Origin of the sequence: Endozoicomonas sp. ONNA1 (assembly GCF_024606325.1) — a bacterium.
Lineage (GTDB): Bacteria > Pseudomonadota > Gammaproteobacteria > Pseudomonadales > Endozoicomonadaceae > Endozoicomonas_A.
Genome location: NZ_JAHHPN010000934.1, coordinates 14793 through 41052, shown reverse-complemented (window position 1 = coordinate 41052; position 26260 = coordinate 14793). Strand labels below are relative to the sequence as shown.

General features: G+C 47.2%; 26 protein-coding genes. 11 read left to right on the top strand and 15 right to left on the bottom strand.

The genetic code is table 11. The features are described from left to right. Nucleotides 1-476: 476 nt before the first annotated feature. The 4 genes from KDK19_RS22515 to plsB all read left to right on the top strand — a co-directional run bounded on the left by KDK19_RS22515 (nucleotide 477) and on the right by plsB (nucleotide 6362). Nucleotides 477-1961 (top strand): hypothetical protein, encoded by a 1485-nt coding sequence (locus KDK19_RS22515; protein ID WP_257254532.1) that lies wholly within the window; start codon nucleotides 477-479, stop codon nucleotides 1959-1961. A 170-nt stretch (nucleotides 1962-2131) separates the two neighbouring features. Continuing rightward, complete coding sequence (gene dapE / locus KDK19_RS22510) at nucleotides 2132-3262, top strand: succinyl-diaminopimelate desuccinylase (RefSeq protein WP_257254533.1); 1131 nt, start codon at nucleotides 2132-2134, stop codon at nucleotides 3260-3262. Nucleotides 3263-3295: 33 nt separating this feature from the next. Continuing rightward, nucleotides 3296-3682: a hypothetical protein gene (locus tag KDK19_RS22505; protein WP_257254534.1), complete on the top strand. Its 387-nt coding sequence runs from the start codon at nucleotides 3296-3298 to the stop codon at nucleotides 3680-3682. A 199-nt stretch (nucleotides 3683-3881) separates the two neighbouring features. Continuing rightward, on the top strand, nucleotides 3882-6362 hold the full coding sequence (gene plsB / locus KDK19_RS22500; protein WP_257275428.1) for a glycerol-3-phosphate 1-O-acyltransferase PlsB: 2481 nt from the start codon (nucleotides 3882-3884) through the stop codon (nucleotides 6360-6362). Nucleotides 6363-6460: 98 nt separating this feature from the next. Here the strand turns inward: plsB and KDK19_RS22495 are convergent, their stop codons facing one another. From KDK19_RS22495 to adk, 7 genes are all read right to left on the bottom strand, one after another. Beyond that, nucleotides 6461-7249, bottom strand: coding sequence for a class I SAM-dependent methyltransferase (locus KDK19_RS22495; protein WP_257255439.1), 789 nt, complete (start codon nucleotides 7247-7249; stop codon nucleotides 6461-6463). A 117-nt stretch (nucleotides 7250-7366) separates the two neighbouring features. Further along, the gene (locus KDK19_RS22490; RefSeq protein WP_257255440.1) at nucleotides 7367-7516 is read right to left on the bottom strand and encodes a hypothetical protein; all 150 of its coding nucleotides are present in this window, start codon (nucleotides 7514-7516) and stop codon (nucleotides 7367-7369) included. 11 nt (nucleotides 7517-7527) lie between these two features. Next, nucleotides 7528-8187 (bottom strand): peroxiredoxin, encoded by a 660-nt coding sequence (locus KDK19_RS22485; RefSeq protein WP_257255441.1) that lies wholly within the window; start codon nucleotides 8185-8187, stop codon nucleotides 7528-7530. A gap of 283 nt (nucleotides 8188-8470) precedes the next feature. Beyond that, nucleotides 8471-9391, bottom strand: coding sequence for a class I SAM-dependent methyltransferase (locus tag KDK19_RS22480; RefSeq protein ID WP_257255442.1), 921 nt, complete (start codon nucleotides 9389-9391; stop codon nucleotides 8471-8473). A gap of 335 nt (nucleotides 9392-9726) precedes the next feature. Further along, the gene (locus KDK19_RS22475; protein WP_257275430.1) at nucleotides 9727-10530 is read right to left on the bottom strand and encodes an undecaprenyl-diphosphate phosphatase; all 804 of its coding nucleotides are present in this window, start codon (nucleotides 10528-10530) and stop codon (nucleotides 9727-9729) included. Nucleotides 10531-10604: 74 nt separating this feature from the next. Further along, the gene (gene tsaB / locus KDK19_RS22470; protein ID WP_257255444.1) at nucleotides 10605-11276 is read right to left on the bottom strand and encodes a tRNA (adenosine(37)-N6)-threonylcarbamoyltransferase complex dimerization subunit type 1 TsaB; all 672 of its coding nucleotides are present in this window, start codon (nucleotides 11274-11276) and stop codon (nucleotides 10605-10607) included. 157 nt (nucleotides 11277-11433) lie between these two features. Next, nucleotides 11434-12084, bottom strand: a complete 651-nt coding sequence (gene adk, locus KDK19_RS22465) for an adenylate kinase (protein ID WP_257255445.1) — start codon at nucleotides 12082-12084, stop codon at nucleotides 11434-11436. Between the two features lie 260 nt (nucleotides 12085-12344). Between adk and KDK19_RS22460 the strand changes: the two genes are divergently transcribed. Continuing rightward, nucleotides 12345-12812 carry a hypothetical protein gene (locus tag KDK19_RS22460; RefSeq protein ID WP_257255446.1) on the top strand — a complete coding sequence of 156 codons (468 nt, stop codon included), beginning with the start codon at nucleotides 12345-12347 and terminating at the stop codon, nucleotides 12810-12812. An 8-nt stretch (nucleotides 12813-12820) separates the two neighbouring features. Here KDK19_RS22460 and KDK19_RS22455 read toward each other — a convergent pair whose 3' ends face one another. Next, complete coding sequence (locus KDK19_RS22455; RefSeq protein WP_257255447.1) at nucleotides 12821-13204, bottom strand: DUF971 domain-containing protein; 384 nt, start codon at nucleotides 13202-13204, stop codon at nucleotides 12821-12823. A gap of 277 nt (nucleotides 13205-13481) precedes the next feature. Here KDK19_RS22455 and KDK19_RS22450 point away from each other — a divergent pair, with 277 nt between their 5' ends. The 3 genes from KDK19_RS22450 to KDK19_RS22440 all read left to right on the top strand — a co-directional run bounded on the left by KDK19_RS22450 (nucleotide 13482) and on the right by KDK19_RS22440 (nucleotide 15221). Beyond that, nucleotides 13482-13796 (top strand): hypothetical protein, encoded by a 315-nt coding sequence (locus tag KDK19_RS22450; protein WP_257280080.1) that lies wholly within the window; start codon nucleotides 13482-13484, stop codon nucleotides 13794-13796. A 79-nt stretch (nucleotides 13797-13875) separates the two neighbouring features. After that, nucleotides 13876-14052, top strand: coding sequence for a hypothetical protein (locus tag KDK19_RS22445; protein WP_257292992.1), 177 nt, complete (start codon nucleotides 13876-13878; stop codon nucleotides 14050-14052). A 26-nt stretch (nucleotides 14053-14078) separates the two neighbouring features. Continuing rightward, complete coding sequence (locus KDK19_RS22440) at nucleotides 14079-15221, top strand: LPS O-antigen chain length determinant protein WzzB (RefSeq protein ID WP_257280078.1); 1143 nt, start codon at nucleotides 14079-14081, stop codon at nucleotides 15219-15221. Nucleotides 15222-15225: 4 nt separating this feature from the next. Here the strand turns inward: KDK19_RS22440 and hslU are convergent, their stop codons facing one another. The 4 genes from hslU to KDK19_RS22420 all read right to left on the bottom strand — a co-directional run bounded on the left by hslU (nucleotide 15226) and on the right by KDK19_RS22420 (nucleotide 20154). Beyond that, entirely contained in the window at nucleotides 15226-16566 is a 1341-nt protein-coding gene (gene hslU / locus KDK19_RS22435) for an HslU--HslV peptidase ATPase subunit (RefSeq protein WP_257255451.1), read from the bottom strand. 98 nt (nucleotides 16567-16664) lie between these two features. Then, nucleotides 16665-17213 carry an ATP-dependent protease subunit HslV gene (gene hslV / locus KDK19_RS22430; RefSeq protein WP_257255452.1) on the bottom strand — a complete coding sequence of 183 codons (549 nt, stop codon included), beginning with the start codon at nucleotides 17211-17213 and terminating at the stop codon, nucleotides 16665-16667. A gap of 152 nt (nucleotides 17214-17365) precedes the next feature. Next, nucleotides 17366-19486, bottom strand: coding sequence for a S9 family peptidase (locus KDK19_RS22425; protein WP_257280077.1), 2121 nt, complete (start codon nucleotides 19484-19486; stop codon nucleotides 17366-17368). A gap of 68 nt (nucleotides 19487-19554) precedes the next feature. Further along, a complete protein-coding gene (locus KDK19_RS22420) occupies nucleotides 19555-20154 on the bottom strand; it encodes an SPOR domain-containing protein (RefSeq protein WP_257292991.1) in 600 nt (199 codons plus the stop codon). On the opposite strand from KDK19_RS22420, the gene KDK19_RS22415 reads away from it, so the two are divergent. Then, nucleotides 20155-20844: a hypothetical protein gene (locus KDK19_RS22415; protein ID WP_257292990.1), complete on the top strand. Its 690-nt coding sequence runs from the start codon at nucleotides 20155-20157 to the stop codon at nucleotides 20842-20844. An 89-nt stretch (nucleotides 20845-20933) separates the two neighbouring features. Here KDK19_RS22415 and KDK19_RS22410 read toward each other — a convergent pair whose 3' ends face one another. Beyond that, nucleotides 20934-21875, bottom strand: coding sequence for a hypothetical protein (locus tag KDK19_RS22410; RefSeq protein WP_257255456.1), 942 nt, complete (start codon nucleotides 21873-21875; stop codon nucleotides 20934-20936). A gap of 576 nt (nucleotides 21876-22451) precedes the next feature. Next, nucleotides 22452-22667, bottom strand: a complete 216-nt coding sequence (locus KDK19_RS22405; RefSeq protein WP_257292989.1) for a hypothetical protein — start codon at nucleotides 22665-22667, stop codon at nucleotides 22452-22454. Nucleotides 22668-22764: 97 nt separating this feature from the next. Between KDK19_RS22405 and leuS the strand changes: the two genes are divergently transcribed. Then, nucleotides 22765-25362 carry a leucine--tRNA ligase gene (leuS, locus tag KDK19_RS22400; RefSeq protein WP_257292993.1) on the top strand — a complete coding sequence of 866 codons (2598 nt, stop codon included), beginning with the start codon at nucleotides 22765-22767 and terminating at the stop codon, nucleotides 25360-25362. A 130-nt stretch (nucleotides 25363-25492) separates the two neighbouring features. Here the strand turns inward: leuS and KDK19_RS22395 are convergent, their stop codons facing one another. Then, a complete protein-coding gene (locus KDK19_RS22395; protein ID WP_257280074.1) occupies nucleotides 25493-25909 on the bottom strand; it encodes a response regulator in 417 nt (138 codons plus the stop codon). A gap of 138 nt (nucleotides 25910-26047) precedes the next feature. Between KDK19_RS22395 and KDK19_RS22390 the strand changes: the two genes are divergently transcribed. Continuing rightward, nucleotides 26048-26224: a co-chaperone YbbN gene (locus tag KDK19_RS22390; RefSeq protein ID WP_257280073.1), complete on the top strand. Its 177-nt coding sequence runs from the start codon at nucleotides 26048-26050 to the stop codon at nucleotides 26222-26224. Nucleotides 26225-26260: the final 36 nt, after the last annotated feature.

Sequence of the window (26260 nt, the reverse complement as noted above, 5' to 3'; positions counted from 1 at the left end):
AGCAAGCCATCCAAGTCTTTATCAAGTGCACCTGCCAGCTCTGGGTAGTAGCGGTATGCCGACGGATAGCCGGGTGAGAATTCCCCGCCAAAAACCTGGACAGAAAAAAATAGCAGACTCGTCAGTAATAAATGGTGTAATCGATTCATAGCACTTTGACTCCTCTGAAAAGCACCTTGAGTAGCAAGTCAGGTATTGCGATACCGCTCGTTATTAATTAGACGCCAGAAGGTTCCGAAGAGTTCATTTATAGGTCAGAGAAATGGACACCCTTGTTAGCAGAATCCGTCTGGTAAGTACTTTGCCAGTGTGCTGGTTGATAATGGGATTATCGGTATCGTCCCTGCAATGATTGAAAGAGAAAACACGTTTGGCTCTTCTATTTTGATTGTCTGGAACTAGTTGCACTTTGTGTTGTCCAAGATGACATTGACAATATTAAATTAAATTCAATTAAACTCAGAGAGGTACAAATTATGCAACCTGTTAATTCCCAATCAACACTGCAACAGAACAGCTCGATCAGGCAGGAGCTATCTGTCCAGTCAACAGAAAGCTCAGGAAGGGCTGAAAACGGAAGGGCTGTAAACAGCTGGTTTGGCGCTATCTATAACGGTTTCTTCCGCGCTATTGGCTACGGAGAAACGGGTACAGTGACTGCTGCAGCAGCGCTTTCGGAAAGGACAATCGCTTCTTCTGTCTCCGGCAGCTCCGCACACACGGGCTCCAAACTGACAGCCGATTCACAACCAGTAAGTCCGATGGAACTAACAGAGGTTTTACCTGCTCTGGCAGAGGCCATAGATGCAAAAGATGCCGCCCGGGTAAAATCATTGCTGGCATCGCTGAAACTGTCATCTCCGGATCAAGCTGCGCAATTAGCCAAAGATAACCTTAAAACCATTTTGCAGGATAATTATCCATCTATTCGTAAAATACCCGAAAAAGAGTACGTAAAGCTGAAAAAGCTTATCGACTCTTTGGTGACCAGCTGTGGCAATGGTGGTAATGCACTGGCGAATTCAGCTCTGAATCTTTTTGTCGTCCGGGGAGATTTGCCACATGCCCAGTATTTTAAAAATAAACATCAGGCAACTCTGGAAGCAAATCATTTTCAGGTAGCCCTCGCTAAACTGGTCCAGAATGAAGCGCCATACACTAAACATACCGACGAACCTCACGGACACTACTTTCATGACCACGGCAAAGCGATACTGGCCCTGGCAAATATGCAAGATCATCAAACCATGGAGATTGCCAGGAAAACGCTCGCTGACGGGCTGGAAAAATGCCTGGGAGACTCCAAATGGCTGCGAAAACTGGACGAAAGAGATTTTGAGGATATTGGGAAGTGTTTTATGGAATTTTTCAAATTCGGCATCAAGGATGCAGAGCTGGCTTACTCCCTCCTGAATCTCTTGGTTACCAGGGGTCATTTCACTTGGGCGGAGAAATGGGCGAATGAATGGGATAAAGAAATTGCATCGGTCAGTATCCGCCTTAACGACAAGGATCTTTGCAAAGCCCTCAGGGATCCATTTTACCGGGGCTCTGTCGTGAAACTGCTAGAACAGGGATATCCCGGGGCAGCTGACCATCAGATAATTAAAGACACCGTTCTGGATATTTTGCAACAAACTCTGGTCGATGTTGATCGCATGGAACCTCACAAGATTGTAGGTTTCGAGAGTTTCATCCGGTGTTATACCTGTCTGCTTTCCGGACCGGTCAAAGACAAATTGTTCCTGCTCAACCCGCTCATTGACTTTTGTGTTCGTGCGGAAAGAATTGAACTGGCAGAAAGGCTGAAAACAATTTTTAAGGTGTGTTACCTTGAGCCACAGGCCTTCGAGAATGCTTGTGAAAAACTGGAGCAGTCTTCAACCGATGAATTACAGAAATCAATGACGCTAAAAGCGTTATCGGATCTGGCCGACCCTACCAAGATCAAGATCGATTAAGCCTTTGGTCTTGATCTTGGGCTGAGCCAATGTCTTGTTGATAGCCAGGGCAACAAAACTGAAAACCCTGGTATTCCGGAGACTTTATTGGCTCGGCTGGCAAGTTCATGACGTGGTACAATCACCGTTCCAAGTGAAAAACTGTAAACCATAGAACAGACAAACCGCACATGACCCCCACGATTGAACTTGCCATAGATCTGATTCAGCGTCCCTCCGTCACTCCCGAAGATGAGGGCTGTCAGGATCTGATGATCAGCCGCCTGGAACCACTGGGTTTCAAAGTAGAGAAACTGCGGTTTGGCGACGTCGAAAACATCTGGCTTCGCAGGGGAGACACTGCGCCGGTACTGGCATTTGCCGGTCATACCGACGTTGTCCCCACGGGTCCTGTAGAAAAGTGGGATAACCCTCCCTTTTCTCCCTTTGTCGATGAAAAAGGCATGTTGCAGGGACGTGGTTCAGCCGATATGAAAGGCAGTCTGGCTGCCATGGTGACAGCCTGTGAGACTTTTGTTGCTGGAAACCCTGACCATAAAGGCTCTATCGCTTTCCTGATTACCAGCGATGAAGAGGGCCCTGCCCGGCATGGAACCGTAAAAGTCATTGAGTACCTGGAAGCCCGTAACGAAAAGATAGACTGGTGCATCGTAGGCGAACCCTCCAGCACCCATCAGGTGGGCGATATCATCAAAAATGGACGCCGCGGCTCAATGCACGGTCACTTGGTAATTCATGGTATTCAAGGACACGTCGCTTACCCACATCTGGCGAGAAACCCGGTTCATGAAGTGGCATTGGCGCTATCAGAGTTGACTGGCGAAGAGTGGGACCAGGGTAATGAGTTCTTCCCGCCCACCAGCTTCCAGATCTGGCATATTCATGCCGGAGAAGGTGCCAGCAATGTGATTCCCGGAAAGTGCGAAGTCAACTTTAACTTCCGTTTTTCTCCCGAAGTCACTGATAAAGCGCTGCAAGAAAGAGTGCTGGCCATTCTGGATAGACATGACCTTGAATACGATATTGAATGGCATGTCAGCGGCCAGCCATTCCTTACCCGCCCCGGTGCACTGGTAAATGCCGCCAAAGCATCCATCAAAGCTGAAACCGGCCTGGATGCTGAGCTGTCGACCTCCGGTGGTACCTCCGATGGCCGCTTCATAGCGCCAACCGGTGCCCAGGTGGTTGAGCTGGGGCCGGTCAATAAAACCATCCATAAAGTAAATGAATGCATCAAAGCCGGTGACCTTAATCATCTCGACAGGATTTATCAGGGCATCCTGAAGCGACTCCTGACGTAAATTTATGCTCCATTTATAACGCTATAACCCTCTATGAATAACATTGAAGATATTGAAATCTATGCCAAAGACCTGAGCCTGGAGATGATCCGGAAATGGCTCAGAGCTCATTTTGATACTCTTGAAGTGCTGAGTAGCGGCAAGAAAGTTCACGACTTTCTGCTGCATGGCGAGGAAGGATCAGCGCCCGTCATGATTGTTGAGGGCGCTGTTGGCAAAGCCTGGACCAGCATCTGGTTCAAAGCCAATAAAACCCCATGGAGTGATGACATGGCCTGTGCCAGAAGCCTGAACCAGTTTGCCAAATGCCGGGTGAGAGCCAATGCGGCCCCCTGGTCAGACGGTGAAGATATGGATGAATGGTGGCAGATGACGGAAACAGGTGAAGAAAGCACAGTTTCCTGGCCAAATGCCCTCTGACATCTTATTGCCGCCAGAGAAGCTACTCAGCATCTCTGGTTTTTACCCATGGCTTTCCCTGTCAGGAAAGAATAATTGCCTTACGGGCGTGCTTTCGATCCGGCAAATATACACTTTCTTCTTTGCGCCACTGCCTCTATTCAAGCTAGAATCCACCGGTAGCCATTTACCCTCTTGATTTCAGGCCGCAGCCAGCCCAATGCACAAACCCAATACTCTCAGTCGCGTTTTGTTTCATAGCTTGAGAAAGCTGTTATTCATCTGGGTCAGAACAACAGTTCATAACAACACTACAGAAAGTCTTGGGATTCAACCAGACAAGACTGTCTGCTACGTACTTCGTAACCGCTCCCTGTCTGATCTGATGGTGGTTGAGCAGGAGTGTCGAAAAGCCGGTCTTCCTCGTCCCTATGCGTTTATTCACAAAGAGTGCAAGAACGGTGATCAAGCCTATTTTTACCTGACTCAACAACGAGGTGTTTTGCTTCAGCGAGAGCATCCGGAAACGGCAGATACACTGGCAAACCTGCTCAAGGAAACCGAGGAGCATCCCGACCGGGACGTACAGTTGGTTCCTGTTAGTATTTTCTGGGGACGGGCTCCGGATAAAGAGCAGTCCGCCCTGAAGCTCCTTTTTGACTGGAACTTCAGTCTGGGAGGGCGCTTCAGAAAGTTTATGGCCATCCTGCTTCATGGCAGACAGACCATGGTTCACTTTAACCCGGCCATGTCCCTGAGAGACATGGTGGATGAAGGTCAGGAACATACCCGCACACTACGCAAGGTGGGTCGAATTCTCAGGGTACACTTTCGTCAGCTCAGGGAGTCTGTCATTGGTCCTGATCTCTCTCACCGGAGAATACTGGTCAATGGTCTGCTCCATACTCCACAGATTCGCAAAGCCATAGAGACCGAAGCCGCCGCCCAGGAAATTACCCTGATTGAGGCTGAAAACAAGGCTCGGCAGTACGCCAATGAAATCGCATCTGACTATTCTTATCCGGTCCTCAGATTCCTGGATATTCTATTGACCTGGTTCTGGAACAAACTCTACGACGGCCTGTCGATCAATAACATTGAACCGATCAAAGCACTTTCCCGGAAGCACAGTATTGTATACGTGCCCTGTCACCGCAGCCATATCGACTACCTGCTGCTTTCCTATGCTCTTTACTATGAGGGACTGACGCCTCCCCATATTGCTGCCGGTATCAACCTGAATATGCCCATCGTGGGTACCATTCTCCGTAAAGGTGGGGCTTTCTTCATGAGAAGAACCTTCAGAGGCAACCCCCTTTACAGTGCCGTCTTTCATGAATACATGCATACCCTGTCCAGTCGCGGATTCCCCATTGAATATTTTGTTGAGGGCGGCCGCTCCAGAACCGGTCGGACTCTGAACCCGAAAACCGGCATGCTCTCTATCAGCATGAGAAGCTACCTTAGAGATAATCGCAAGCCCATAGTGTTTGTGCCGGTTTATATTGGTTATGAGAAGTTGCTGGAAGTCAGCACTTACATGAGTGAACTAAGGGGCAAAAGTAAGAAAAAAGAGTCCCCTCTGGACGTTGTGCGAACACTGGCAGCATTGAAGGATCAGTTTGGCAAAGCCTGGATCAACTTTGGCAACCCTGTCAGCATGGGTGAATTCATGGATAAGGAAGTTCCTCAATGGCAGGAAGATCAGTCTGAAGGCTTTAAACCAAAGTGGTTAAAGCAAGCGACCAATACTCTGGCATTCAAAATTGCCAGCGAGATCAACTCAGCTGCTGTCATCAACCCGGTTAACCTGGTCGCCATGGCCCTGCTTTCATCGCCTCGTCATGCCCTGGGTGAACAGGAGTTGGTATTGCTGATAGAGATCTATCAGCGGCTGCTCAGCAAATCCCCCTACAGCGACAAGACCGTTATTACTGATATGGATGGCTATGGCGTCATCCGGTATGCGGAGAAGCTGGATTTACTCAATAAATTCAGTGATTCTCTGGGTGATGTCTACAGCCTTGACGAAAAGACCGCTGTCATGATGACCTATTACCGGAATAACGTACTGCATATGTTTGCCGTGCCTTCCCTGCTCAGTTGTCTGTTTATTAATAACAGCGCCATGACGCAGAGAGAAATTTTCCGGGTCTGCTCCATTTTGTACCCTTATCTTAAATCTGAACTCTTTCTGAAGTGGAGCAAAAGAAGTTTCCTGAAAGTGGTCGTCAAATGGCTGGAAACATTGGAAAGCGAAGGCCTGATTATCAGCGACCATGACGGCTACTACCGTCAGCCTGAGTACAGTTCAGCTCAGTTTGTCACTCTGACAGTGCTTTCCCGTGCCATTGCCCAGACGCTCGAGCGCTTTTTCATGGTCATCAGCCTGCTGATCAGTAATGACAATGGCAACATTAAACAGGAGACACTGGAAAACCAGAGTCGAGTCCTGGCTCAGAGGCTGTCCATTATCCACGGGTTGAATGCTCCCGAGTTCTTTGACAAAGCTCTGTTCAAAAACTTTATCGAGCAATTACGGCTCAATAACGTAGTGGAGATTACCCAGACTAACAAACTCAACTTTGGCGATGAAGTCAAAATGGTCGCCGATGAAGCCTTCAAGGTTCTGACCAGCGAAGTCCGCCACAGCATACTGCAAACCACCAAAACACAACCTACTCCTATCAAAGAGCATTAACTCACTGCCGTTACAGCGCCCGTGCAGACGCCATCTTTCACCATCGGATTTAGCGGATATTGAAAGATGGCGGTCGCTGGATACTTAATTCACAACCTTTACTCAAATGCCTTAAGAGCATGGATATCGTACCTGCATGCCTTCCCTTGCAGTTTGTAGGTGGGCGAAGCATTGCCCAATTCCGGTGATAGCCTGGGCCTTTTAATCACTACCCGGTATCGGGCCAGTTTCAGCGCAGGCTCAAGCAGCTCATCTGCATCAGGATCACCCGATAATAACGCCTGAAAGATTTTCATTTCCTTTTTAACTTGTGCCGATTTCCCTTTATGCGGAAACATGGGGTCCAGATAGACGACATCGAACTGTTTTCCAGCGGACATACTCGACTCCATTGCACGACGACTGTCTTGTTTAATCAACAGCATACGTCCGGCAATCTCCGAGACCTCCCGATCTTCCATCGCCCTTCTGATACCGTCTTCCAGCAAAGCGGCGATGACGGGAGAACGCTCAATGATGGTCACCTTGCAACCCAGCGAGGCCAGCACGAATGCGTCTCGACCAAGCCCTCCTGTGGCATCCAGCACATGAGGTTTGACACCTTTATTCAAGCCCACCGCTTTGGCTATATCCTGGCTTTTCCCGCCGCCGAACTTTCTTCTATGGCCCGCCTTGCCACCCACAAAGTCAACACTGATGGGGTTTTCCTTGCCATTAGCCCGCTTCAGGGAAAGACGATCATCTTCAAAACCAAGAAGAAGTTGATCTTCCTCACAGCCAGCTGGATTCATAATAAGACAGGTTTCATCCATTGCACGAAGCAGCGTATCAAGATAGGCCTGCTTATCAGGATCCGGATGATTTTGTACTACGACAGAACTGGCCATTCGCCTTTTGCTCACAACATGTTGAGGTAGGTTGAATTTTATCACTGGGGAAGCATTTGAAAACCTCGAATCACTTCTCCCGGGAGCCCGTCGGAAGCAGTCTTTAGAGCATGAATTTCAGTAAAGCGAGCCCAGCCTCTTGCCTTCTTGCCTTCTTGCCTTCTTGCCATGAGTTTGAAAGGCCGCCAGACCCATTTTTTGAAACTGCAAACCACAAACAAAAACAGCAGATTCATGGTCTGCTGTTTTTATTTGTGGTTTAGACATTCATTCCAGCATCAATCAGGCTGAGCTACCATCCTCAGGTAAGGCTTCAGTGTCATCCAACCTTCCGGGAATTGCTTTCTGGCTTCTTCTTCCGTAACCGAAGGTGGAATGATCACATCCTCACCAGGCTGCCAATTCACTGGCGTAGCCACGCTGCAACGGCTGGTTAGCTGAATAGAATCCAGTGAGCGAAGGATCTCATCAAAATTTCTGCCAGTGGTCATTGGATAGGTCATCATCAGTTTAATCTGCTTGTCAGGCCCAATGATAAACACGGTTCTTACCGTAGCATTGGTGGCAGCTGTTCTCCCTTCTGAGGTATCTCCAGCGTCAGCAGGCAACATATTGTATAGCTTCGCTACGTTAAGGTCCGTATCGCCAATCATTGGGTACTGGGGCAGGTACCCCTGGGTTTCCTCAATGTCTCTGGCCCAGCGTTCATGATCATCAACAGGATCCACACTCAGGCCAATGAGCTTACAATTGCGTCTTTCGAACTCTGGTTGCAGTCGAGCCATATAGCCAAGCTCTGTCGTACAAACGGGTGTAAAGTCTTTTGGATGGGAGAATAAGATGGCCCAGGAATCACCTATCCAGTCATGAAAGTGGATGGAGCCTTGGGTAGTTTGAGCCGCAAAATCAGGGGCAACGTCATTAATTCTCAGAGTCATGTCAATTCCTCAGGGAGCAATCTCGGGTCATGAGTCGATGTCTCAGCGCTGTCGATGAAAAAATGTTCTCATTATGATCAGTCTGAAACAGACACAGTCTTGTCCGAAAAGTGTGGAATTACAATTTTTGGCAGAAAACGCAGACTTCCCAGCAGATCAATGCTGTGTCAAATAACGCAATGAATGGCGCTGAGGACCGCTGTGATGTTGCGCAAAATCCTTGCCTGACACCGCGCAGGAGCTGCACATCACGTGCAGGTGATTTGGCTTAATACTTTAGACGTCAAACCACACTTTTGACCTTCTTGACCTGAACATTGATGCCAACAGTTTCCTCTGTTTTGAACCGTTCATAGACGAATTCGTTCACGCTAACCTCGCAGCCATATACACTAAAGTCAACGACCTGACTGCTGCCACGGTTCCAGACCCTCAGTGTGGAATCACTGTGTTTTTCGATGTTCCATTGGTGGAATCCTGAATAGTCTTGCGTTTCCGCCTCATTTACAAAATGCTGGAAGCGAGCGGCACCATCAACCTTCAACGCCCTGCAAATCTGCTCAAAGGAAAGTATTGGGTCGTATCCATGATCGATAGAGTTCTGTGCAAGAATGAAATCAAACCGTTCTTGCCCGAACAGGTCAGCCGTTTTCTCTGCTACACCAAAAACCAGGTCGTAGCCGCGCTCAAGACCGTAGATATCCATCAATGTGTTGTAGGCACATGCCAGTGGGTCAGCGGCTATTATGTCCAGCTTTTGCTGGTTGAGGAGACGCCCAACCGCTGGCTTCAGCGCACAGCCCATATCGAGGATTTCTATATGACCTTCTGCATTTCCGGGTAATGAGTCCTCATATTGAAAAGGAAAGTCCAGCAGAAACTCTTTTCGGAAGTCTTCATGATGAGCCGCAAGCATATTCCTGGAAAGGCCATCCCACCAAAAACGCAACTCGTCTTCAACACCAGACGCCCATTCCTGTGCCTCAATTCCGTGTTTGTCGCATTCAATTAGAACGCTTTGTGTGAGGCTCTTTAAGGAGGATAGTAGCAAGCGTTCACAAAACCTGTTCCAGTGATCTCTGGAGCGGTACTTTTCAAGTTCGACGGCGAGGTCTGGAGAAGTATCGGAATGCTCGCTCGGTTTCACAACCTGGTATGTCTGGCGGCGAAATACTTTATTGATGCCCTGACGAATACTGCTCATTCAAATCTCCTGGTTTTAGGACAGTGAGTAGGAGCTGAACCAATTCTTCAACTGTGCTGGCACTGATCTTTCGTACTTAACCGTATACCCAAGTGCAGTAGTCCGTCCTATGAAAAAGTGCTTTCATTCAGATCAGTCTGAAACAGACGCAGTCTTTTCTGAACAGTCCCCAATTACGATTAATAAGAAGTAAAGCCTGTTTACACAAATGATCAACTGGAATTTACAGGCAGAAGAAGCCACTTTTTAATAACAAAAAAGTGAGTATTCAGTAGATAAACTCACCCATACGGCAGGATAGATGGCTGTGCCTTTAGCCATAACCATACTGATGGTCAGAACATCATAACAGCCATCAGTACAGCAACGAGAGCAAAGCGATAGATCACGAAAGGCATCAATCCGATTCGATTGATAAATGACAGAAAGAGATGCATACAGATCCAGGCGCTGACACCTGCTATCAGGGCACCAGAGAACAGTATGCCCCAGTCGACCGGCTCTGTGGATTTAATCAGATCCAGTGTCAGAAGCAGCCCCGCCCCCAGTATGACCGGAATGGATAACAAAAATGAAAAGCGGGCTGCCGCCTCACGAGTCAAGCCGAGCATCAGGCCAGCTGTTATAGTAATACCTGAGCGAGACGTTCCCGGAATCAAGGCAATAGCCTGAGCAAAGCCAATGATCATAGCCTGACGGAAGTTCAACGTTTCAATAGGCTGTATTTTTTTCCCTTTATAGTCAGCCCAACCCAGAAGAGCACCAAAAATCATGGTTGTTCCTGCAATGACAGCAATGCTGCGCATAGCCTCATCAAGACCCACAGACTTCAGGGCAAAACCAAACAGAACCGCTGGCAAGGTCGCAGAAATCAGGTACCAACCCAGACGACTGTTCACCGTTGAGCCTTTACCTGCCACAGAGCCCAGCCAGTCCAGGGCAATTCTGATCAAATCCTGACGAAAATAGACCACAACTGCGATCAATGTGCCAATATGAACAGCCACATCAAATGCCAGCCCCTGATCCGTCCAACCCAACAACTGCGCAGGCAATATCAGATGAGCAGAACTGGAAATTGGCAGAAACTCTGTCAGGCCCTGAAGCAGAGCAAGAATGATTACCTGAAGGCTATCCACGATAGCATCCCTCCCTTACCGGGTAATATCAGCACATATCGGCTTCAAAGAATGGTTAACAAAGAAAAGGCATTTCAGCGTTCACTTTTCTTGAGAGCAACTTTATCCCTGAGATAGACAGGTCTGGCCTGCTCAGCAGGCACTGCAAATCCTTCGTTAAAATCAGCCGCAGCCAGAATAGCGATATCTGCCGCTCTGGGATAAGCCTCGGGAAAACACTTCACCACTTTTGCTGCCAGCAAGTCTTCGAACTGCCAACCCGTTCCCATTCCCAGCCAGTTCTCTTCGCCATCGGGCACGAGCACTTGCTCTGGAGCAATAACGCTCTCTTCAATCACTGGCCTCATCAATCCATTTTCTTCCTTGAAAGCACCCCAATAAACTTCCCCCATGCGGGCATCAATAGATGCCAGTACAGCGTTTGACTGATGCACTCTGAAGCCTTCCTGTGCCAAGGCTCTCAGGGTTGACACTGCAACAACCGGTTTGTCCGTGGCAAACGCTAACCCCTGCACCATGGCAGTCGCTATTCTGAGACCTGTAAAAGCACCAGGCCCACGACCAAAAGCCATGGCATCCAGATCAAACAGGCTGACGCCCTGCTTTTTCAAAAGATTGTCAACCATTCCCAAAAGCTCACGGCTGTGCCTTCTGGGTAACAACTCAAAATGCTCAACAATCTCACCGTCCAGATTCAGTGCAACTGAACAGGCTTCTGTAGCGCTATCAAGAGCCAGGATTTTCATCGTTGTATCTCTATAGAGAGGAGGGGTATCTCACACATTCAAAAGCAGGCCGTATCATTGCCCGCTAATGCGAAAGTCTCTTGAAAACGTAAAAAAGGACGCATAGTCGTCCTTTTTTCTACGGTTAGCATCTGGAGATGCCAGACAACAAAGCTTATCAGGCAGCCGAAGACTTAAGGGCACTGATCACTTTGGCCTTGATATCATTAACGCTGCCTACACCCTCAACACGGGTATAGCGGGTCTGTCCTTCAATGTTCTCGTAGAAGCTGATCAGAGGGGCGGTCTGATCGTGGTAAACTCCAAGACGCTTGCGGACGGTCTCTTCAATATCGTCATCACGCTGAATCAGGTCTTCACCCGTTACATCATCTTTACCTTCAACCTTTGGTGGGTTGTAGACAACGTGATAGGTACGGCCACTGTCAGGGTGCACACGTCTTCCTGCCATGCGTTGAACAATTTCTTCATCTTCAACGGCAATTTCGATCACATGATCAATATCTACACCGGCATCACGAAGTGCTTCAGCCTGTGGGATGGTCCTGGGGAAGCCATCAAACAGGAAACCTTTGGCACAATCGTCTTTGCCGATACGTTCTTTAACCAGCTCAATGATGATTTGATCTGAGACCAAAGACCCGGAATCCATAACCGCCTTTACTTTAAGACCTAGCTCGGTACCATCCTTGATTGCTGCGCGCAGCATGTCGCCGGTAGAGATCTGGGGGATACCAAACTCTTCCATGATAAACTGGGCTTGCGTACCTTTTCCGGCACCCGGGGCACCCAACAGAATCACTCTCATGAACAGGCTCCTGTCTGTCAAGACCCACTGCTCGAGCCTTGTTATGACGATTTTAAAAGGCACAAAGGATATACACAGAGTCACTGCGTTACAAGTTGATACAGGAAAATTCTAACCTCCATATACCCATCACCAAGATAAACGAGGTTAAGTCACAACTATGAAATTTCTGCATCCGCTGGCCGATACAGTCATCAGAACGCCCATTCTGAAGAGAAGCAGACATGAGAAGGTCATACAGAGTAAAGATAGTGTCCATAATGGCTATGACCCTACTGGCTGTGACCTTGCCGGTCACCACTTTGGCACTTCCTAACGCTAAAATCATGGGACATCGCTGGCTACTATCCGCTATAAAGAGTAACCGACCGCCTTCCGGCTATCTTACTCTCGACAACTGTAAGATAAGCAAGAACATTGGCGACCTGCCCGTTGACAAGCGCACTTACAGAGTTTCATTTAACGAAAATTTTTCCTACGATCCTGCCAGTGGCAGCATCTCAACCATCATGAACAGGCTCTACCAACAGACCCTCAACCTGGGTGGAACCCCTGTTCTTATCAGTAAACCTGCCACCATTATCCTGACCAGCAGGCCCCAGAGAGAATCAGTCACTTACCAGATCGTCATCACTCATAATGAGAGAACCATGATGCAGCTCTATGAATGCCCCTGGAGTAAAGCGGTCTACTTGTGGAAACCCGAAAGAGGTAGTCTTTTCAATTAATTAAAGATTTAACGGATCATCAGTTTGACGACATCAGCATCAGCTTCACGGCTTTCTCCCGCCTGGTGAAGCTTCTCCAGATAGCTCTCCCAGTATTTTTCCTGATTGACGCAAAGATCGTAGAGATAGCCCCAGTCGTAGATGCCACTGTCATGACCATCATTAAAGTGAATTTTAATCGCATAATGGCCCACCCTTTCTATGCTGATGATCTGAACCTGCTTTTTACCCCTTTGCAGCACTGGATTACCATGCCCCCTGACCTCGGCAGAAGGACTGTGGACGCGAAGCATCTCGCTACTGAGTTGATATGTCTCATCTGCACTGTAATTCAACTCGAGTCGTTGGGATTGCTTGTGAAAGTTCAATGCTTCCGGGATTTTTTGCTGCATGCTGAAAGTCTCTGCTTTAGTTGAACGACTGGCTTAACGCAGTCTACATCAGAGTCCTCTGTAGGGGACAATTTTGAGACAAACCTTGATATGAAAGGATGAATAGGTGTCCGGTAGCAGATAGAGTCTTGCTTCCTTGTTAGTTGCGCTTACATCAATGTTTTGAACTTTCCATCTGTAAACCATTCAAAGAGTTGAAGGACATCTTTGTTGAATGCCCTTCAAACCAACATCCTTGTGATCGAGGATACTACTAAATTAACGAAAGGAACTTAACATGAACGTAAATAACACGCCCAGCGCTGCTGCTGGGCAGACTTACTCAGTCTCGCCACAGCCTGTTCAAGCTCAAGGTAATTGTTTCGGTAAGGTTGTCGTCTGTGATGATGGCAGCGCGAAAATCTATTGCCCGAAATCCGATGGATCATCGGAAGAAAAGGCCACCGTTTTTCGTGATAGCCCAATCAGGTCAGCTACCTTCAGCGCCGATGGTACCCAAGTCCTGATGACCAGTCAGGATGGAACAACGAGAACCTTTGGTCGTGATGCCGATGGGGTATTCTTCGAACAAGGCACCTCTATGAAGAAGTGATCAACTACGCTGCTTTGAGTACCAATGGCTGCCAGCTGTTGACTGCAAGTAGCGATAAAACGTTGAAAATCACTGAACTATGAGTGACAGTCAAGCGGCCTCCGACAGAGTTGGAGGCCTATTGGCTGACATCCTCAATATAACAACAATCCAGTCCCAGGCAAGCTACAACCCACCCCTGAATGATCGACATAAAACCAGAGGAGACATTAACCCTTTTATTCAGGATAATGGCGAGTCATTACCTAACCAATAATTACGCCCAAGGATTTTATCTCAGGCATGAACAACCTACAGACACCTAATGACTTATACCATAACCCTTACCCTGACGACGAAATTGATCTTTTTGAGCTTGTAGAAAAACTATTTGCCCAAAAATGGCTGATTATAGCGATTACCACTTTAGCAACAGCCATTGCTGTGGTTACAGCCTTTAAGCTTCCTGTAAGCTACACAACTGAAGCCGTCTTAAACGAACCCTCTTCTGCAGATATTGCAGCCTGGAACAGTAATGTGTTCTTAATTGCTTCAAATAGTAATAACAGTGGCTCGGGGTACCTTTCGACTGAAGAAGCCTATCAGCTGTATATGAAGTATTTAACCAGTCCTGCTGCAAGACGTTATGCTTTCCAGGAGTCATCGCTTGCGGATAATACTTCCACACCCGATCCTGAAATGCTTGCAGCGCAATATCAGGCATTCTCTAACAACTTAGCCATCACAACGGACAAGGGGGACAGTCGAACGAAAATTCGATATAGCTCTCACAGCCCTGAAGAATCAGCATCAATCGTCAATGAAATTCTTTTGCCATACGCTCAGGACCGATTTTTAAACCATATGAATGAGAACTTTCAAGCACAAATTGACATAAAGAAAAAACAGATCATAAGCCATATCAATCGTCTGGAATCAAACTTCATATCCTACAACAAACTGCGCCTGACAGAACTGAGAGAAGCTTTAGCCCAGGCACAAGCCGCCGGGATTACTGAACTTCGGACCAGTGAAGTGAATGCAACCATTCTTGATGGAGCCCCTTACCTGCTGGGTGAGAAGCTTCTGAAGTCGAGAGTTGACGCGATCAATAACAGAATTGAGAAGTATCGCTTTTACAGCATTCCCGAAACAGAAAATAGCACAGAAAAACCCTATATCAGAGGTGTATCCGGTCGTGTTTACCAGCTGGAACAATTAGAAAAACTGGACCCGGACTTTTCTTCCATGATTCCAGCCAAGATAGAGCAACCTGCGGTCATGCCAGCTTCGCCCTCTAAACCCAATAAAAAGCTTATTGTCGTTTTAGGCGCTATGTTAGGTCTGATGGCCGGAGTCTTCCTTGCCCTGATCAGGATAGCTCTCAAAAGCAGAGAAGAGAGAAAGCGAGCTGCCGACCATAACGTCCCGAGTATGGTCGGCTAAAAGGTCAGAGGATATAGCGACTCAGATCTTCGTCCTGAACCAACTCACCCAGATGCTCGTTAACATAAGCAGCATCAATCAACAGCGGTGATTCGCTGTGCTTGTGAGAGAGGTCTGCTGCACTGTAGGAGATCTCTTCCAGCAGACGCTCAATAACAGTGTGTAGACGACGGGCACCGATATTCTCGGTGTTCTCGTTGACTGTCCAGGCCACTTCCGCAATTCGGGCAATACCATCTTCAGCAAAGGTAATATTGAGTTCTTCTGTCTTCATCAGAGCCTGATATTGCTTCGTCAGGGATGCATTCGGCTCAGTCAGGATACGAACAAAGTCTCTGGTGGTAAGTGCCTTCAATTCAACACGAATAGGCAGGCGGCCCTGCAGTTCCGGAATCAGATCAGATGGCTTGGCAAGATGAAACGCCCCTGAAGCCATGAACAAAATGTGATCCGTTTTGATCATACCGTACTTGGTGGAAACGGTGCAGCCTTCGATCAATGGCAACAGATCCCGCTGAACACCTTCACGGGAAACATCAGCATTTGAGCTGGAAGAGCGCTTGGCCACCTTATCAATTTCATCGATGAAAACAATGCCATTCTGCTCAACAGATTCTATCGCTCTGGTTTTGAGTTCATCTTCATTGACCAGTTTCGCAGCTTCTTCGTCCTGAACCAGTTTCAAAGCGTCCTTGACTTTTAGCTTGCGCTTTTTCTGCTTTCCAGAATTCAGATTTGAGAACATATTCTGCAGCTGGCTGGTCATTTCTTCCATGCCGGGAGGTGCCATAATTTCCACACCCATGGCTGCTTCGCGAACATCAATCTCGATCTCTTTGTCATCCAGCTGGCCTTCACGCAGCTTCTTGCGGAACACCTGACGGGTTGTATTATCCTGAGGCTTTTCGGCGTCCTCCGAGAAGGAGCGGGGAGGCGGCAGTAAGGCATCCAGTATTCTTTCTTCTGTCGCATCGAGAGCACGATCTTTTACTCTCTCAACTTCCTGCTCACGCAGCATTTTTATAGCTGCATCCATCAGATCCCTGATAATAGATTCAACATCACGGCCAACATAACCCACTTCTGTAAACTTGGTTGCCTCGACCTTGATAAAAGGCGCATTAGCCAGTTTAGCCAGACGGCGAGCGACTTCAGTCTTACCCACGCCGGTAGGACCAATCATCAGAATATTCTTGGGAGTGATTTCATTTCGCAGCTCTTCATCCAGCTGCATACGACGCCAGCGATTGCGAAGAGCAATGGCTACGGCTCGCTTGGCATCATCCTGGCCAATAATATGTTTATTCAGTTCGTGAACGATTTCACGAGGGGTCATATTTGACATGTCACAAACTCTGTAAACGAAAGATCAGCAAACTCACCATTTAAACACTGTCAGCGAGAAGCCATATTGTAACTGACTTCTGCTTTTCAGCCTTTTGGTCAAGACTGCTCTATCTTGATTTCTTCGATAACCCGGTTCTGGTTGGTATAGACACAGACATCTGCAGCTATTTCCAGACTTTTCTCTACGATATCTTTCGCGCCCAAATCAGTATTCTGATAAAGCGCTTTGGCAGCAGACTGAGCAAAGAATCCACCCGAGCCAATGGCCAGAATGCCATCATCAGTGACCATAACGTCACCATTGCCGGTAATGACCAGAGATGCTTTAGCATCAGCTACAATCAACATGGCCTCCAGACGCTGCAATGTCCTGTCGGTACGCCATTCTTTCGCCAGTTCAACGGCTGCTTTTTCCAGACGCCCATGATGCTTTTCCAACTGGGCTTCAAAACGTTCAAAAAGAGTAAATGCGTCTGCTGTGCCACCGGCAAAGCCAGCTATCACTTTACCTTTAAACAGGCGACGCACCTTGTGGGCATTACCCTTAATGACGGCGTTACCCAGTGAAACCTGACCATCACCGCCTACGACCACACTATCGTTTCGACGTACGGACAGAATGGTGGTGCCACGATACTGTTCCAAGGTAGGCTCCTTTTAGCATTTTGCTTGATTCGTCACTTAATATTGGGGAGAAGACAGAATTATCAAGGGGGCGGCCCGGAAAAACTTTCCATACCGCATTGTGAGTAACTAACCAGTTGGTGATGAGTGTAATTTTCGCACTTGGCACTCTGTTACCGCATATCAAAGCATTTCAGGATAAAGGAGTAGTCAAACGCTATATCCTGTATCCACTCGTAACGCCTGCTGGCACCGGCATGGCCTGCATGCATTTTCATATTAAGGATCAGAGGGTTGTCATCGGTTTTCAACGCCCTGAGTTTGGCCACCATCTTGGTCGGCTCCCAGTAAGTGACCTGCTCATCGGATATCCCCGAGTTGTAGAGCGCAGGCGGATAGTTCCCGGCCTCTATATTGTCGTAGGGAGAGTAGCCAGAGATGTAGTCAAAGTCTTCTTTACTCGTTATCGGGTTACCCCACTCTTCCCACTCTGGCGCAGTCAGGGGCAAAGATGCATCACTGATCGTATTGATCACATCAACAAAAGCCACATCGGCAACAACACAACCAAACAGATCAGGTCTCATATTGGTGACAGCCCCCATTAGCAAGCCGCCCGCGCTGCCACCATTGATAGCAATCTGGCCTTTGCTTGTATAGTTACGATGAATCAGGTACTCACAGCAATCGATGAAATCGTTAAAGGTGTTCATTTTATGCTGCATTTTACCATTGAGATACCAGTCATACCCCTTGTCATCGCCACCTCTGATATGAGCAATGGCATAGACAAAACCACGATCAATCAGGCTGAATTTAGGCGAAGAAAAACCTGCCGACATTCCATGACCATAAGAACCATAACCATAGACCATGGTCTTGTTGCTACCATCCAGCTTAGTGCCTTTCTTGTAGATAATGGTCAGTGGCACTTGCTCACCATCCCGAGCCGGGGCGAACTCTCTCTTCACTTCATAGAGCGAGGCATTAAAATTCGGAACATCCTTGCGATAAACTTCTGTCAAAGCGCCATTTTCCAGATTCAGCTCAAACACTGTGTTTGGCGATATAGGTGAATCATAATCAAGCCTGACAACGGTCGCCTGATGATCCCAGTCACCATAAAACTCCAGACAATGAGCCTCCTCAGGCATGGAGATGATTGAGAAGGTTCCGGAATCCATATCCATCACAGCCACTTCGTCGAGCACTTTCTGGTTATTTTTGCGTTCAACAATCAGAAAGTGGCTGTAGAAGTGGATACTGCTCAGGCACAGGCCCTTCTGCTCCGCAATGAAGTCCTGCCAGTTTTCCTGAGCCCACTTTTCATGAGCTACAGGCATTTCATCGGCTATCGGCATGTGAGGAGCTGCCGGACACTTCATGACTTTGAAGTCATTGGCTTCATCCTGATTGGTCAGAATGTAGAAGTCCCCCCTGTAATGCTCCAGGGAGAAAGAGACATCGTTCTCACCCACAGCAAACTTTTCAAACTGATCAGAATTCCGTCCAGCCACATACACGACATGAGTAGAACCACTATCCAGATGAATCATGAAATACTCACGATCATTGGTTCGGGATAACGATAAAAACATACTGTCGTATTCTTCCGGTTTGGAATAGATTAACTCCTTTTCAGTAACGCCCTTGTGAATATCGACTTTGTACACGTCACGACCACGACCCGACTCATCCCGCTCAACAATGTACAGATGCTCATTGCCATGCCAAAGAAAAGACCCGGTACTGTTTTGAAACTCCCATTTCAGATCTTGCCCCGTCTCCAGATCCCGAACCCGGATGGTTCTCTCCATTGAACCGGTCAGATTGAAACTGTAGGCAAAATGAGTCTGCTTGAGGTTAGTGCCTGAAGCACCGAAAATATAAAGTTCTTTACCTTCTGCTTCCTTGTTTACATCAAAGTAGACTTCTTCGTGAGCTTTTCTTGAGCCTTTCTTGCGACAAAGAATCGGATAGTCCCTGCCTTTTTCTTCCCTTGTGTAATAGAAAAAAGCACCTTCTTTGACCGGCCAAGATTCATCATCTTCCCTGATACGAGACAGAACTTCACCGTAGAGGTTTTCTTCAACCTCCTTGTAGCCTTTCATCCACTCATCTTTATAGGCATTTTCAGACCGGATGTACTCAAGAACCGCTGGATTATCAAAATCCAGATCACCGGCAATAAACTTCTGCCAGTTTCTATCTCTCAGCCAGTGGTAGTCATCCACCCTGCTAATACCATGTTGAACGATTTCATGGGCTATTTTTTGGGCTACCGGTGCTTTCATACTTACCACCTGATTGATTTTTCTTCGCTCAAGGCACTGTATCATTCAAGAATAAAAAGTGAATCCAGCTATTTCATTCTCAGCAACAGACCATCAATTTTGAAATCAGCCAGCACCTGCTTTGCCTGATCAATACTTTCTGATGTTTCAAAAGGCCCCAGCTGAACCCTGTGCCATGACTCCCCTGCCCCCACGGTCACCTTGACGACTCTGGGTTCCTGGCCTGCCAACAGCAACTGAGCCTTGAGGCGTTCGGCATCTTTGGCACTTCGGAATGAACCTGCCTGTAACAAATACTTTACACCGGGCTTTGTGGTTGTTTGCGCTTCAGACACGGATTTTGAACCAGTTTTTTCACTGGCCGCTAGTGTCGGCGGCGACTGCCGCTCAACAGGTTCAGGCAGAATGACTTCCTGTTCGGGCAGCACGGTATAAAAATCAAAGACCGGTTCCGGACTTTTCTTATCGGGCTGAGCCGCTTCAGCGGACTTGGCAGGCGCATTAACGGAAACAGGAGCCGGTGTCAGATTGATCAGGAAAGCCACAAAAAAGCCAGCCGCAAAACCGGTGACCAGCCAGATCCAGCCTGGCAGCTTTGACTGTTGACTGGATTTCTTTTTCGAAGCGGCCTTGCTGGCGCCTCTTTTTGGTGGAGTACGGGTGCTCATATGTCTGATGCAAAATCTACTTCAAAAGGGAAAAACAAGAGACTCATCCTCACCCATGAACCGGAGTTTTGCACAATATCCTTTTTAAGAAGACGATTTTCACGAACAAGGTCATATTACCACGGATACCCTCTGTTACCATGCAATCACGGCACTTGTGACTTTAGATCTGGTCTTTATGGCCAATCCCAAGCTGAAAACGGGACATTTCAAAACGGTAGAAGAAGGTCATTGCAGAGCGGAGTTGACGGTGGAGCGCACAAAGAAAGTGTCTTAGCGTTAATCTCTGCTACTCTGTGCTATTCACTCACATTGATTGGAGTTATGCCAGTGAGCGCCAAAGCAAGACCTCAGCCAACAGAGATTGATCATATTCGCAACACTTTGACTGACGTAGTTGATGGTCTGGGTCAAACCCGTGGTGAAATGCACCAAAGGTTTGACCAACAAGAAAAAGAACACAGTCTATTCAAACATGAGGTTAAAGAGCGGTTTGACCTGCAAGAAAAAGAACATAGCCAATTCAAACATGAGGTTCAAGAGCGCTTTGACCTGCAAGAAAAAGAACATCGCCAATTCAAACATGAGGTTAAAGAGCGGTTTGACTGCCTCGAACAGAAAATTGACCAGCAAAGCTCTGAATTTAGTGAAGTCAAAGAAATGCTCCAAGCCTTGCTTACCCGCCAATAACCACGATCAAACGAATGCTTCCGGTTCGTTGGGGCTTCTTGGGGCTTCGCCGCTCCGCCCGACGTGCCTGTCGGCTCGCGGCTGAAGCCTTAGGTGGACCGGTATTCTATAACACGTTCTCCATTCATGGATGGGGTATAGGCTATTGTTTCTGTTATATCGCTGTTAGATAAACTTTCAGGCATACAGCACATTGCAGCATTAGCTCCTATAGCAATTATTCTAATATCAGGATTTTGTACTGGTGCTTTAAAAACCAACTTTAATTCATTTAAATCACCTTCGGGAAAACACACTAATATAGCTCCTCTTTCTTTATTTTGTAATTTACCAATAAAATCAGCAACGGCATCGGAAGCGTTTACTTTTTCGACATTTCTTAAAAATGGAGAATATCTACTTCTTTCTTTATCAAACCTGGAGAAATTATCCGTAGCAACAATATTGCACCCCCTTAGTTTAAGTTCTGAGGCAAGCCAACCATTACCAGCATAAACTTCCAAGCAAGTATCATCACCCAAATAGTCATGCAATTTAGCTAAAAACACTTGATCGATATTAACACAACTCCTTAAACAAGAAATTCTTACAAATCCATCACACACACTTTTAAATAAACCTGTTGTATCTTCTATTGCCTCTTTTATATTTATTAAATCGGGGTATTTATCTGGCACTTCATTCAACTCATATTTTTCTAAACATGCATGCATCAAGTTGAATAGAGAAATCATTTTCTCCTTATCCTTTATTTTCACTTCATCAGAAAGTGTTATACCACCCCCTAATGCGCCACCCATCTTCGAAACCAATGCTTTAAGTTCTTTTATTTCATCAATGTCAGACGGTTTATTTAAAGACTTTGATTCTATTTTTCTTTTTTTTAGTGCCCATCCTTTCAATTCACTACTATCACCAGCCTTACATTTTTTAGTGGCAGGTAAATCGAGCTCTTTATCAAGCTCTAATTTAGGTGCTAAGCAAAATTGAGCTTGCAATTTAGATACTACGGGCTTTTGACTTGGCAACATAGTTGATATCTCCTAAAAAAAATGATTTAAATATGAGATATCTGTTTATGAAATCTGTTCCATAATTGGTTATCATTGCTAACCATTCAGCAAGGCTACCTTACAAAAATTTCCAGATGGGAGGGGGCAGCACCTGCGGAGCAGCCCCTATAATTGGGTTATATGGCAAGTACACATCAATTAAATATGCTAGTTTCAAATACTTAAAAGAGCTATAGCCCGTGCATATAGACAAAACCGCAATTTTAACCCTGCTTTTTTATACTTTTATATCAGAAGTTCTTTCAGCCGCACCATTAGATAGAGTTGAACGATTTCTCGTTTTTAGCGAGTGCAATGGTTCAGAATTAAGTATCTTTGTCTTTCAATCATGAATCCATCAGTGCGTCAATTGTGTTGGAGGAAGTATATCAAGAGCATTCTGGCACTTGGTTTATTACTGGTCATTCACTGAATATACAAAACTGGAACAAATTAGCCACGTCCAGCACACCCACTTCATCCATTGCATTCAGTACATCACCAAACTTATACTTTGTCGTCCTGTCAGCCTTGTTGTGCTCTGTTGTACAAACCCTATAACAAAAAATCCCGGGAGCCTGCATCTCCGGCGCGGTCCATAAATTTGGCGTTATTTCTACTGCAGAGCCTTATTGTTGGCCATTCAGCGCGAGCTCGACGCTCAGAAAGTGTAGGTGCACCTTCTGTTTCTGCTGAAATTTCATATTGGAAGAGACAAACGCTACCCCCATTGCCCTCACTCATGTATGCTTCGGGGGTTAAACTAAGCACTAGCGTTTCCCTCCACTCTGCGAATTTGCACATTTGTACAAATTTTTAAATGCAGGGCACGAAACCCTTTAAATCCAGATTCTCGCAAAGAGCCATGATGGAAGAGCATTACCACCCGCATAAAATCGAGACAGAAGCCCAGAACTACTGGGAAGAGAACGACAGCTTTGCTGTCACTGAAGAGGCTGGCAAAGAAAAATACTACTGCCTGTCCATGTTCCCTTACCCCAGCGGTCGACTGCACATGGGTCACGTTCGCAACTACACCATTGGCGACGTGGTTTCCCGCTATCAACGTATGCAGGGCAAAAATGTTCTGCAACCTATGGGTTGGGACGCCTTCGGCCTACCGGCAGAAAACGCCGCTATCAAAAACAAAACCGCTCCAGCCCCATGGACTTATGAGAACATTGACTACATGAAAGGCCAGCTGAAGCGTCTTGGCTTCGGTTATGACTGGAATCGTGAGCTGGCCACCTGCAAGCCAGACTACTACAAGTGGGAACAGTGGTTTTTCACCCAACTGTACGAAAAGGGTCTGGTCTACAAGAAGATGTCTTCTGTGAACTGGTGTCCTAACGACGCTACCGTTCTGGCCAACGAGCAGGTAGAAGATGGCCGTTGCTGGCGCTGTGACACCCTGGTTGAGCGTAAAGAGTTGCCCCAGTGGTTTGTAAAAATCACGGCTTATGCCGATGAACTGCTGGCAGACCTGGATCAGCTGGAAGACTGGCCTGAGCAGGTTAAAGCCATGCAGCGTAACTGGATTGGTCGCTCTGAAGGGGTTCAGATGACCTTTGAGATAGCTAACCCGACTGCAGGCTCACCAGAAGAATTCCAGATCTACACCACACGCCCGGACACACTGATGGGTGTCACTTACATCGGCGTTGCCACAGAGCACCCCATCGCCAAAGCTGCGGCTGCAAACAATCCGAAACTGGCGGCTTTCATTAAAGAATGCAAGACCCATGGTGTGACCGAAGCAGAAATGGCCACCATGGAAAAAGTGGGGGTTGATACTGGTATTCGAGCTATTCACCCGATCACCGGCAGAGAAGTACCTGTCTGGGCTGCCAACTTCGTCCTGATGGATTACGGCACTGGCGCTGTTATGGCGGTACCCGGTCATGATCAGCGCGACTATGAATTTGCTAGTCGCTTTGAGCTGCCTGTCGAGCAAGTCATAGAGCCTGCAAATGGCGAACAGTGTGACTTGTCCAAAGCAGCGTTCACTGAAAAAGGCAAGCTGATCAACTCTGGTGAATTTGACGGCCTGACTTCTCAGGAAGCATTCAATGCCATTGCCGACCAGTTGATTGCTCAAGGCAAAGGTGAAAAGCAGGTTAACTACCGTCTGCGTGACTGGGGTGTGAGCCGTCAGCGTTACTGGGGGACTCCAATTCCCATGCGTTATCTGGAAGATGGCACTGAAGTCACTGTCCCTCTTGAAGATCTGCCGGTACTGCTGCCTGAAGATGTTGAGATGGATGGTGTTCATTCACCCATCAAGGCCGATCCCGAGTGGGCTAAAACCACCCATGACGGCCAGATAGCAACCCGTGAAACCGATACGTTCGATACTTTCATGGAATCCAGCTGGTACTACGCTCGCTACTGCTCTCCCCAGACGGATGAACAAATGCTGGACCCGGCTGCTGCCAACTACTGGCTGCCAGTGGATCAGTACATTGGCGGTATTGAACATGCCGTTATGCACTTACTCTACTCCCGCTTCTTCCACAAACTGCTGCGTGATGCGGGTCTGCTCGACAGCGACGAGCCATTCAAAAAGCTGCTGTGCCAGGGCATGGTTCTTGCGGATACCTTCTACTCACTGGACGAAAAAGGCTTGAAGCACTGGATTTCACCCAAAGATGTAGACTTTGAACTGGACGACAAAGGTCGATTGATCAAAGCCACCCTGAAAAAAACCGGTGAAGCCGTTGAGCACGCGGGCATGAGTAAAATGTCCAAGTCCAAAAACAACGGTATTGACCCACAGGATCTGATCGATAAGTACGGTGCTGACACCATTCGTCTATACACCATGTTTGCTGCTCCTCCCGAACAGACCCTGGAATGGTCAGAAAGCGCTGTTGAAGGGGCCCACCGTTTCCTGCGTCGTTTCTGGAAACAGGTTTCCGAACATCTGGCTTCCGGCGATCTACCGGCTCTGGACAGTAAATCCTTGAGCAAGGAACAGAAAGACCTGCGTCGCAAAACTCATGAAACCATCAAAAAGGTTTCCGATGATTGCGAACGTCGTCTGACTTTCAACACCGCTATTGCTGCCATCATGGAATTGAACAACGCAATTGCCAGGTTCGGGGACACCAGTGATCAGGGCCGTGCCGTTCTTCGTGAAGCCCTGGAAGCCTCCACTCTGATGCTGGCACCTATTGCCCCTCACGCTATGCACAGTGTCTGGCATGCTCTGGGTCATGCAGAGCCTGTGGTTCAGGCTGGCTGGCCAGCAGTGGACGAGTCGGCCCTGGAAAAAGACGCTATCACCATGGTGATTCAGGTCAACGGCAAGGTTCGTGCAAAACTGGAAGTTCCAGCTGGCATGGATAAAGAGGCGATTGAAAAGCTGGCGCTTGAACAAGAGAACGTAACAAGGTTCATCGAAGGAAAGACCGTTCGCAAGGTGATTGTAGTACCGGACAAACTGGTTAACATTGTTGCCAGCTGACCGGTTATTAACCACAGCTCACTGTCAAAAAGGCCAGCATTTCTGCTGGCCTTTTTAATATGCGATGTGTGACTTTTCAGAAAGGATATGAGTTGGACAGGTTTTGCCAGAGTTCAACAGACTGCATAATTCAGCTGAGATAATCCACCAGAGTTTGAAACAAAGCGTCACGTTCAATGGGCTTGGTCAGATAATCGTCCATACCTTTTGATAAAGCCTTGTTTTTAAACTCGTCAATAGCGTGAGCACTAAGACCGATGATGGTATGCCTCTCAATTCCGGCCTCCTGTTCAAACTGCCGGATCGCTTCGGTAGCAGAGTAACCATTCATAACAGGCATTTCACAGTCCATCAGAATCAGATCCCAGTTATCCTGATTACTCTTGAACTGATCGAGAGCTTCCTGACCATTTTCTGCAAAGACAGGCACAATATTGACTTTTTTGAGTAACTTTTTTAGCACCAGCTGATTGGCGGGATTATCTTCAGCCACCAGCACGTTCTTGTTATTCAGCACACCGGACTCAGCAATTTGGGAAACATCCATGATTCAACCTGTTTAGAATAATTATCTTACTTTCAGATTAGCGGTTAACCCAAAGATTGCATTATCAAACACTATTGATAAGTCGCAATACACCCCCACCTATCAAGTACTATTTTTCATGCTCCCCCGGTAAATGATATGTCTAAGCCTGTTCAAATCGTCTGCCCTTTATACAGCACTCCCAACCGGGTTCCCAAAATTCGCTCCATCCCAACCCTGATTCTGTTCAAAAACGGGAAAGAAATTGACCGCACATCCGTTGCCCTGCCCGGGAATCAACTGAAGAAATGGATTAGAAATGCGGCCAAAAGCTAATAAGAAGTGATAATAAATAGAGCAGCTATTAGGTTC

What these genes read in the sequence shown, in the direction of transcription:
- plsB (WP_257275428.1), top strand. Translation starts at nt 3,882, where the DNA reads ATGCACAAACCCAATACTCTCAGTCGCGTTTTGTTTCATAGCTTGAGA.
- KDK19_RS22390 (WP_257280073.1), top strand. Translation starts at nt 26,048, where the DNA reads ATGTCTAAGCCTGTTCAAATCGTCTGCCCTTTATACAGCACTCCCAAC.
- KDK19_RS22415 (WP_257292990.1), top strand. Translation starts at nt 20,155, where the DNA reads ATGTCTGATGCAAAATCTACTTCAAAAGGGAAAAACAAGAGACTCATC.
- KDK19_RS22445 (WP_257292992.1), top strand. Translation starts at nt 13,876, where the DNA reads ATGAGTGACAGTCAAGCGGCCTCCGACAGAGTTGGAGGCCTATTGGCT.
- adk (WP_257255445.1), bottom strand. Translation starts at nt 12,084, where the DNA reads ATGAGAGTGATTCTGTTGGGTGCCCCGGGTGCCGGAAAAGGTACGCAA.
- KDK19_RS22395 (WP_257280074.1), bottom strand. Translation starts at nt 25,909, where the DNA reads ATGGATGTTTCCCAAATTGCTGAGTCCGGTGTGCTGAATAACAAGAAC.
- KDK19_RS22440 (WP_257280078.1), top strand. Translation starts at nt 14,079, where the DNA reads ATGAACAACCTACAGACACCTAATGACTTATACCATAACCCTTACCCT.
- dapE (WP_257254533.1), top strand. Translation starts at nt 2,132, where the DNA reads ATGACCCCCACGATTGAACTTGCCATAGATCTGATTCAGCGTCCCTCC.
- KDK19_RS22450 (WP_257280080.1), top strand. Translation starts at nt 13,482, where the DNA reads ATGAACGTAAATAACACGCCCAGCGCTGCTGCTGGGCAGACTTACTCA.
- leuS (WP_257292993.1), top strand. Translation starts at nt 22,765, where the DNA reads ATGGAAGAGCATTACCACCCGCATAAAATCGAGACAGAAGCCCAGAAC.
- KDK19_RS22495 (WP_257255439.1), bottom strand. Translation starts at nt 7,249, where the DNA reads ATGGCCAGTTCTGTCGTAGTACAAAATCATCCGGATCCTGATAAGCAG.
- KDK19_RS22480 (WP_257255442.1), bottom strand. Translation starts at nt 9,391, where the DNA reads ATGAGCAGTATTCGTCAGGGCATCAATAAAGTATTTCGCCGCCAGACA.
- KDK19_RS22485 (WP_257255441.1), bottom strand. Translation starts at nt 8,187, where the DNA reads ATGACTCTGAGAATTAATGACGTTGCCCCTGATTTTGCGGCTCAAACT.
- KDK19_RS22490 (WP_257255440.1), bottom strand. Translation starts at nt 7,516, where the DNA reads ATGTCTAAACCACAAATAAAAACAGCAGACCATGAATCTGCTGTTTTT.
- KDK19_RS22420 (WP_257292991.1), bottom strand. Translation starts at nt 20,154, where the DNA reads ATGAGCACCCGTACTCCACCAAAAAGAGGCGCCAGCAAGGCCGCTTCG.
- KDK19_RS22455 (WP_257255447.1), bottom strand. Translation starts at nt 13,204, where the DNA reads ATGCAGCAAAAAATCCCGGAAGCATTGAACTTTCACAAGCAATCCCAA.
- KDK19_RS22505 (WP_257254534.1), top strand. Translation starts at nt 3,296, where the DNA reads ATGAATAACATTGAAGATATTGAAATCTATGCCAAAGACCTGAGCCTG.
- hslU (WP_257255451.1), bottom strand. Translation starts at nt 16,566, where the DNA reads ATGTCAAATATGACCCCTCGTGAAATCGTTCACGAACTGAATAAACAT.
- KDK19_RS22515 (WP_257254532.1), top strand. Translation starts at nt 477, where the DNA reads ATGCAACCTGTTAATTCCCAATCAACACTGCAACAGAACAGCTCGATC.
- KDK19_RS22410 (WP_257255456.1), bottom strand. Translation starts at nt 21,875, where the DNA reads ATGTTGCCAAGTCAAAAGCCCGTAGTATCTAAATTGCAAGCTCAATTT.
- KDK19_RS22460 (WP_257255446.1), top strand. Translation starts at nt 12,345, where the DNA reads ATGGCTATGACCCTACTGGCTGTGACCTTGCCGGTCACCACTTTGGCA.
- KDK19_RS22425 (WP_257280077.1), bottom strand. Translation starts at nt 19,486, where the DNA reads ATGAAAGCACCGGTAGCCCAAAAAATAGCCCATGAAATCGTTCAACAT.
- tsaB (WP_257255444.1), bottom strand. Translation starts at nt 11,276, where the DNA reads ATGAAAATCCTGGCTCTTGATAGCGCTACAGAAGCCTGTTCAGTTGCA.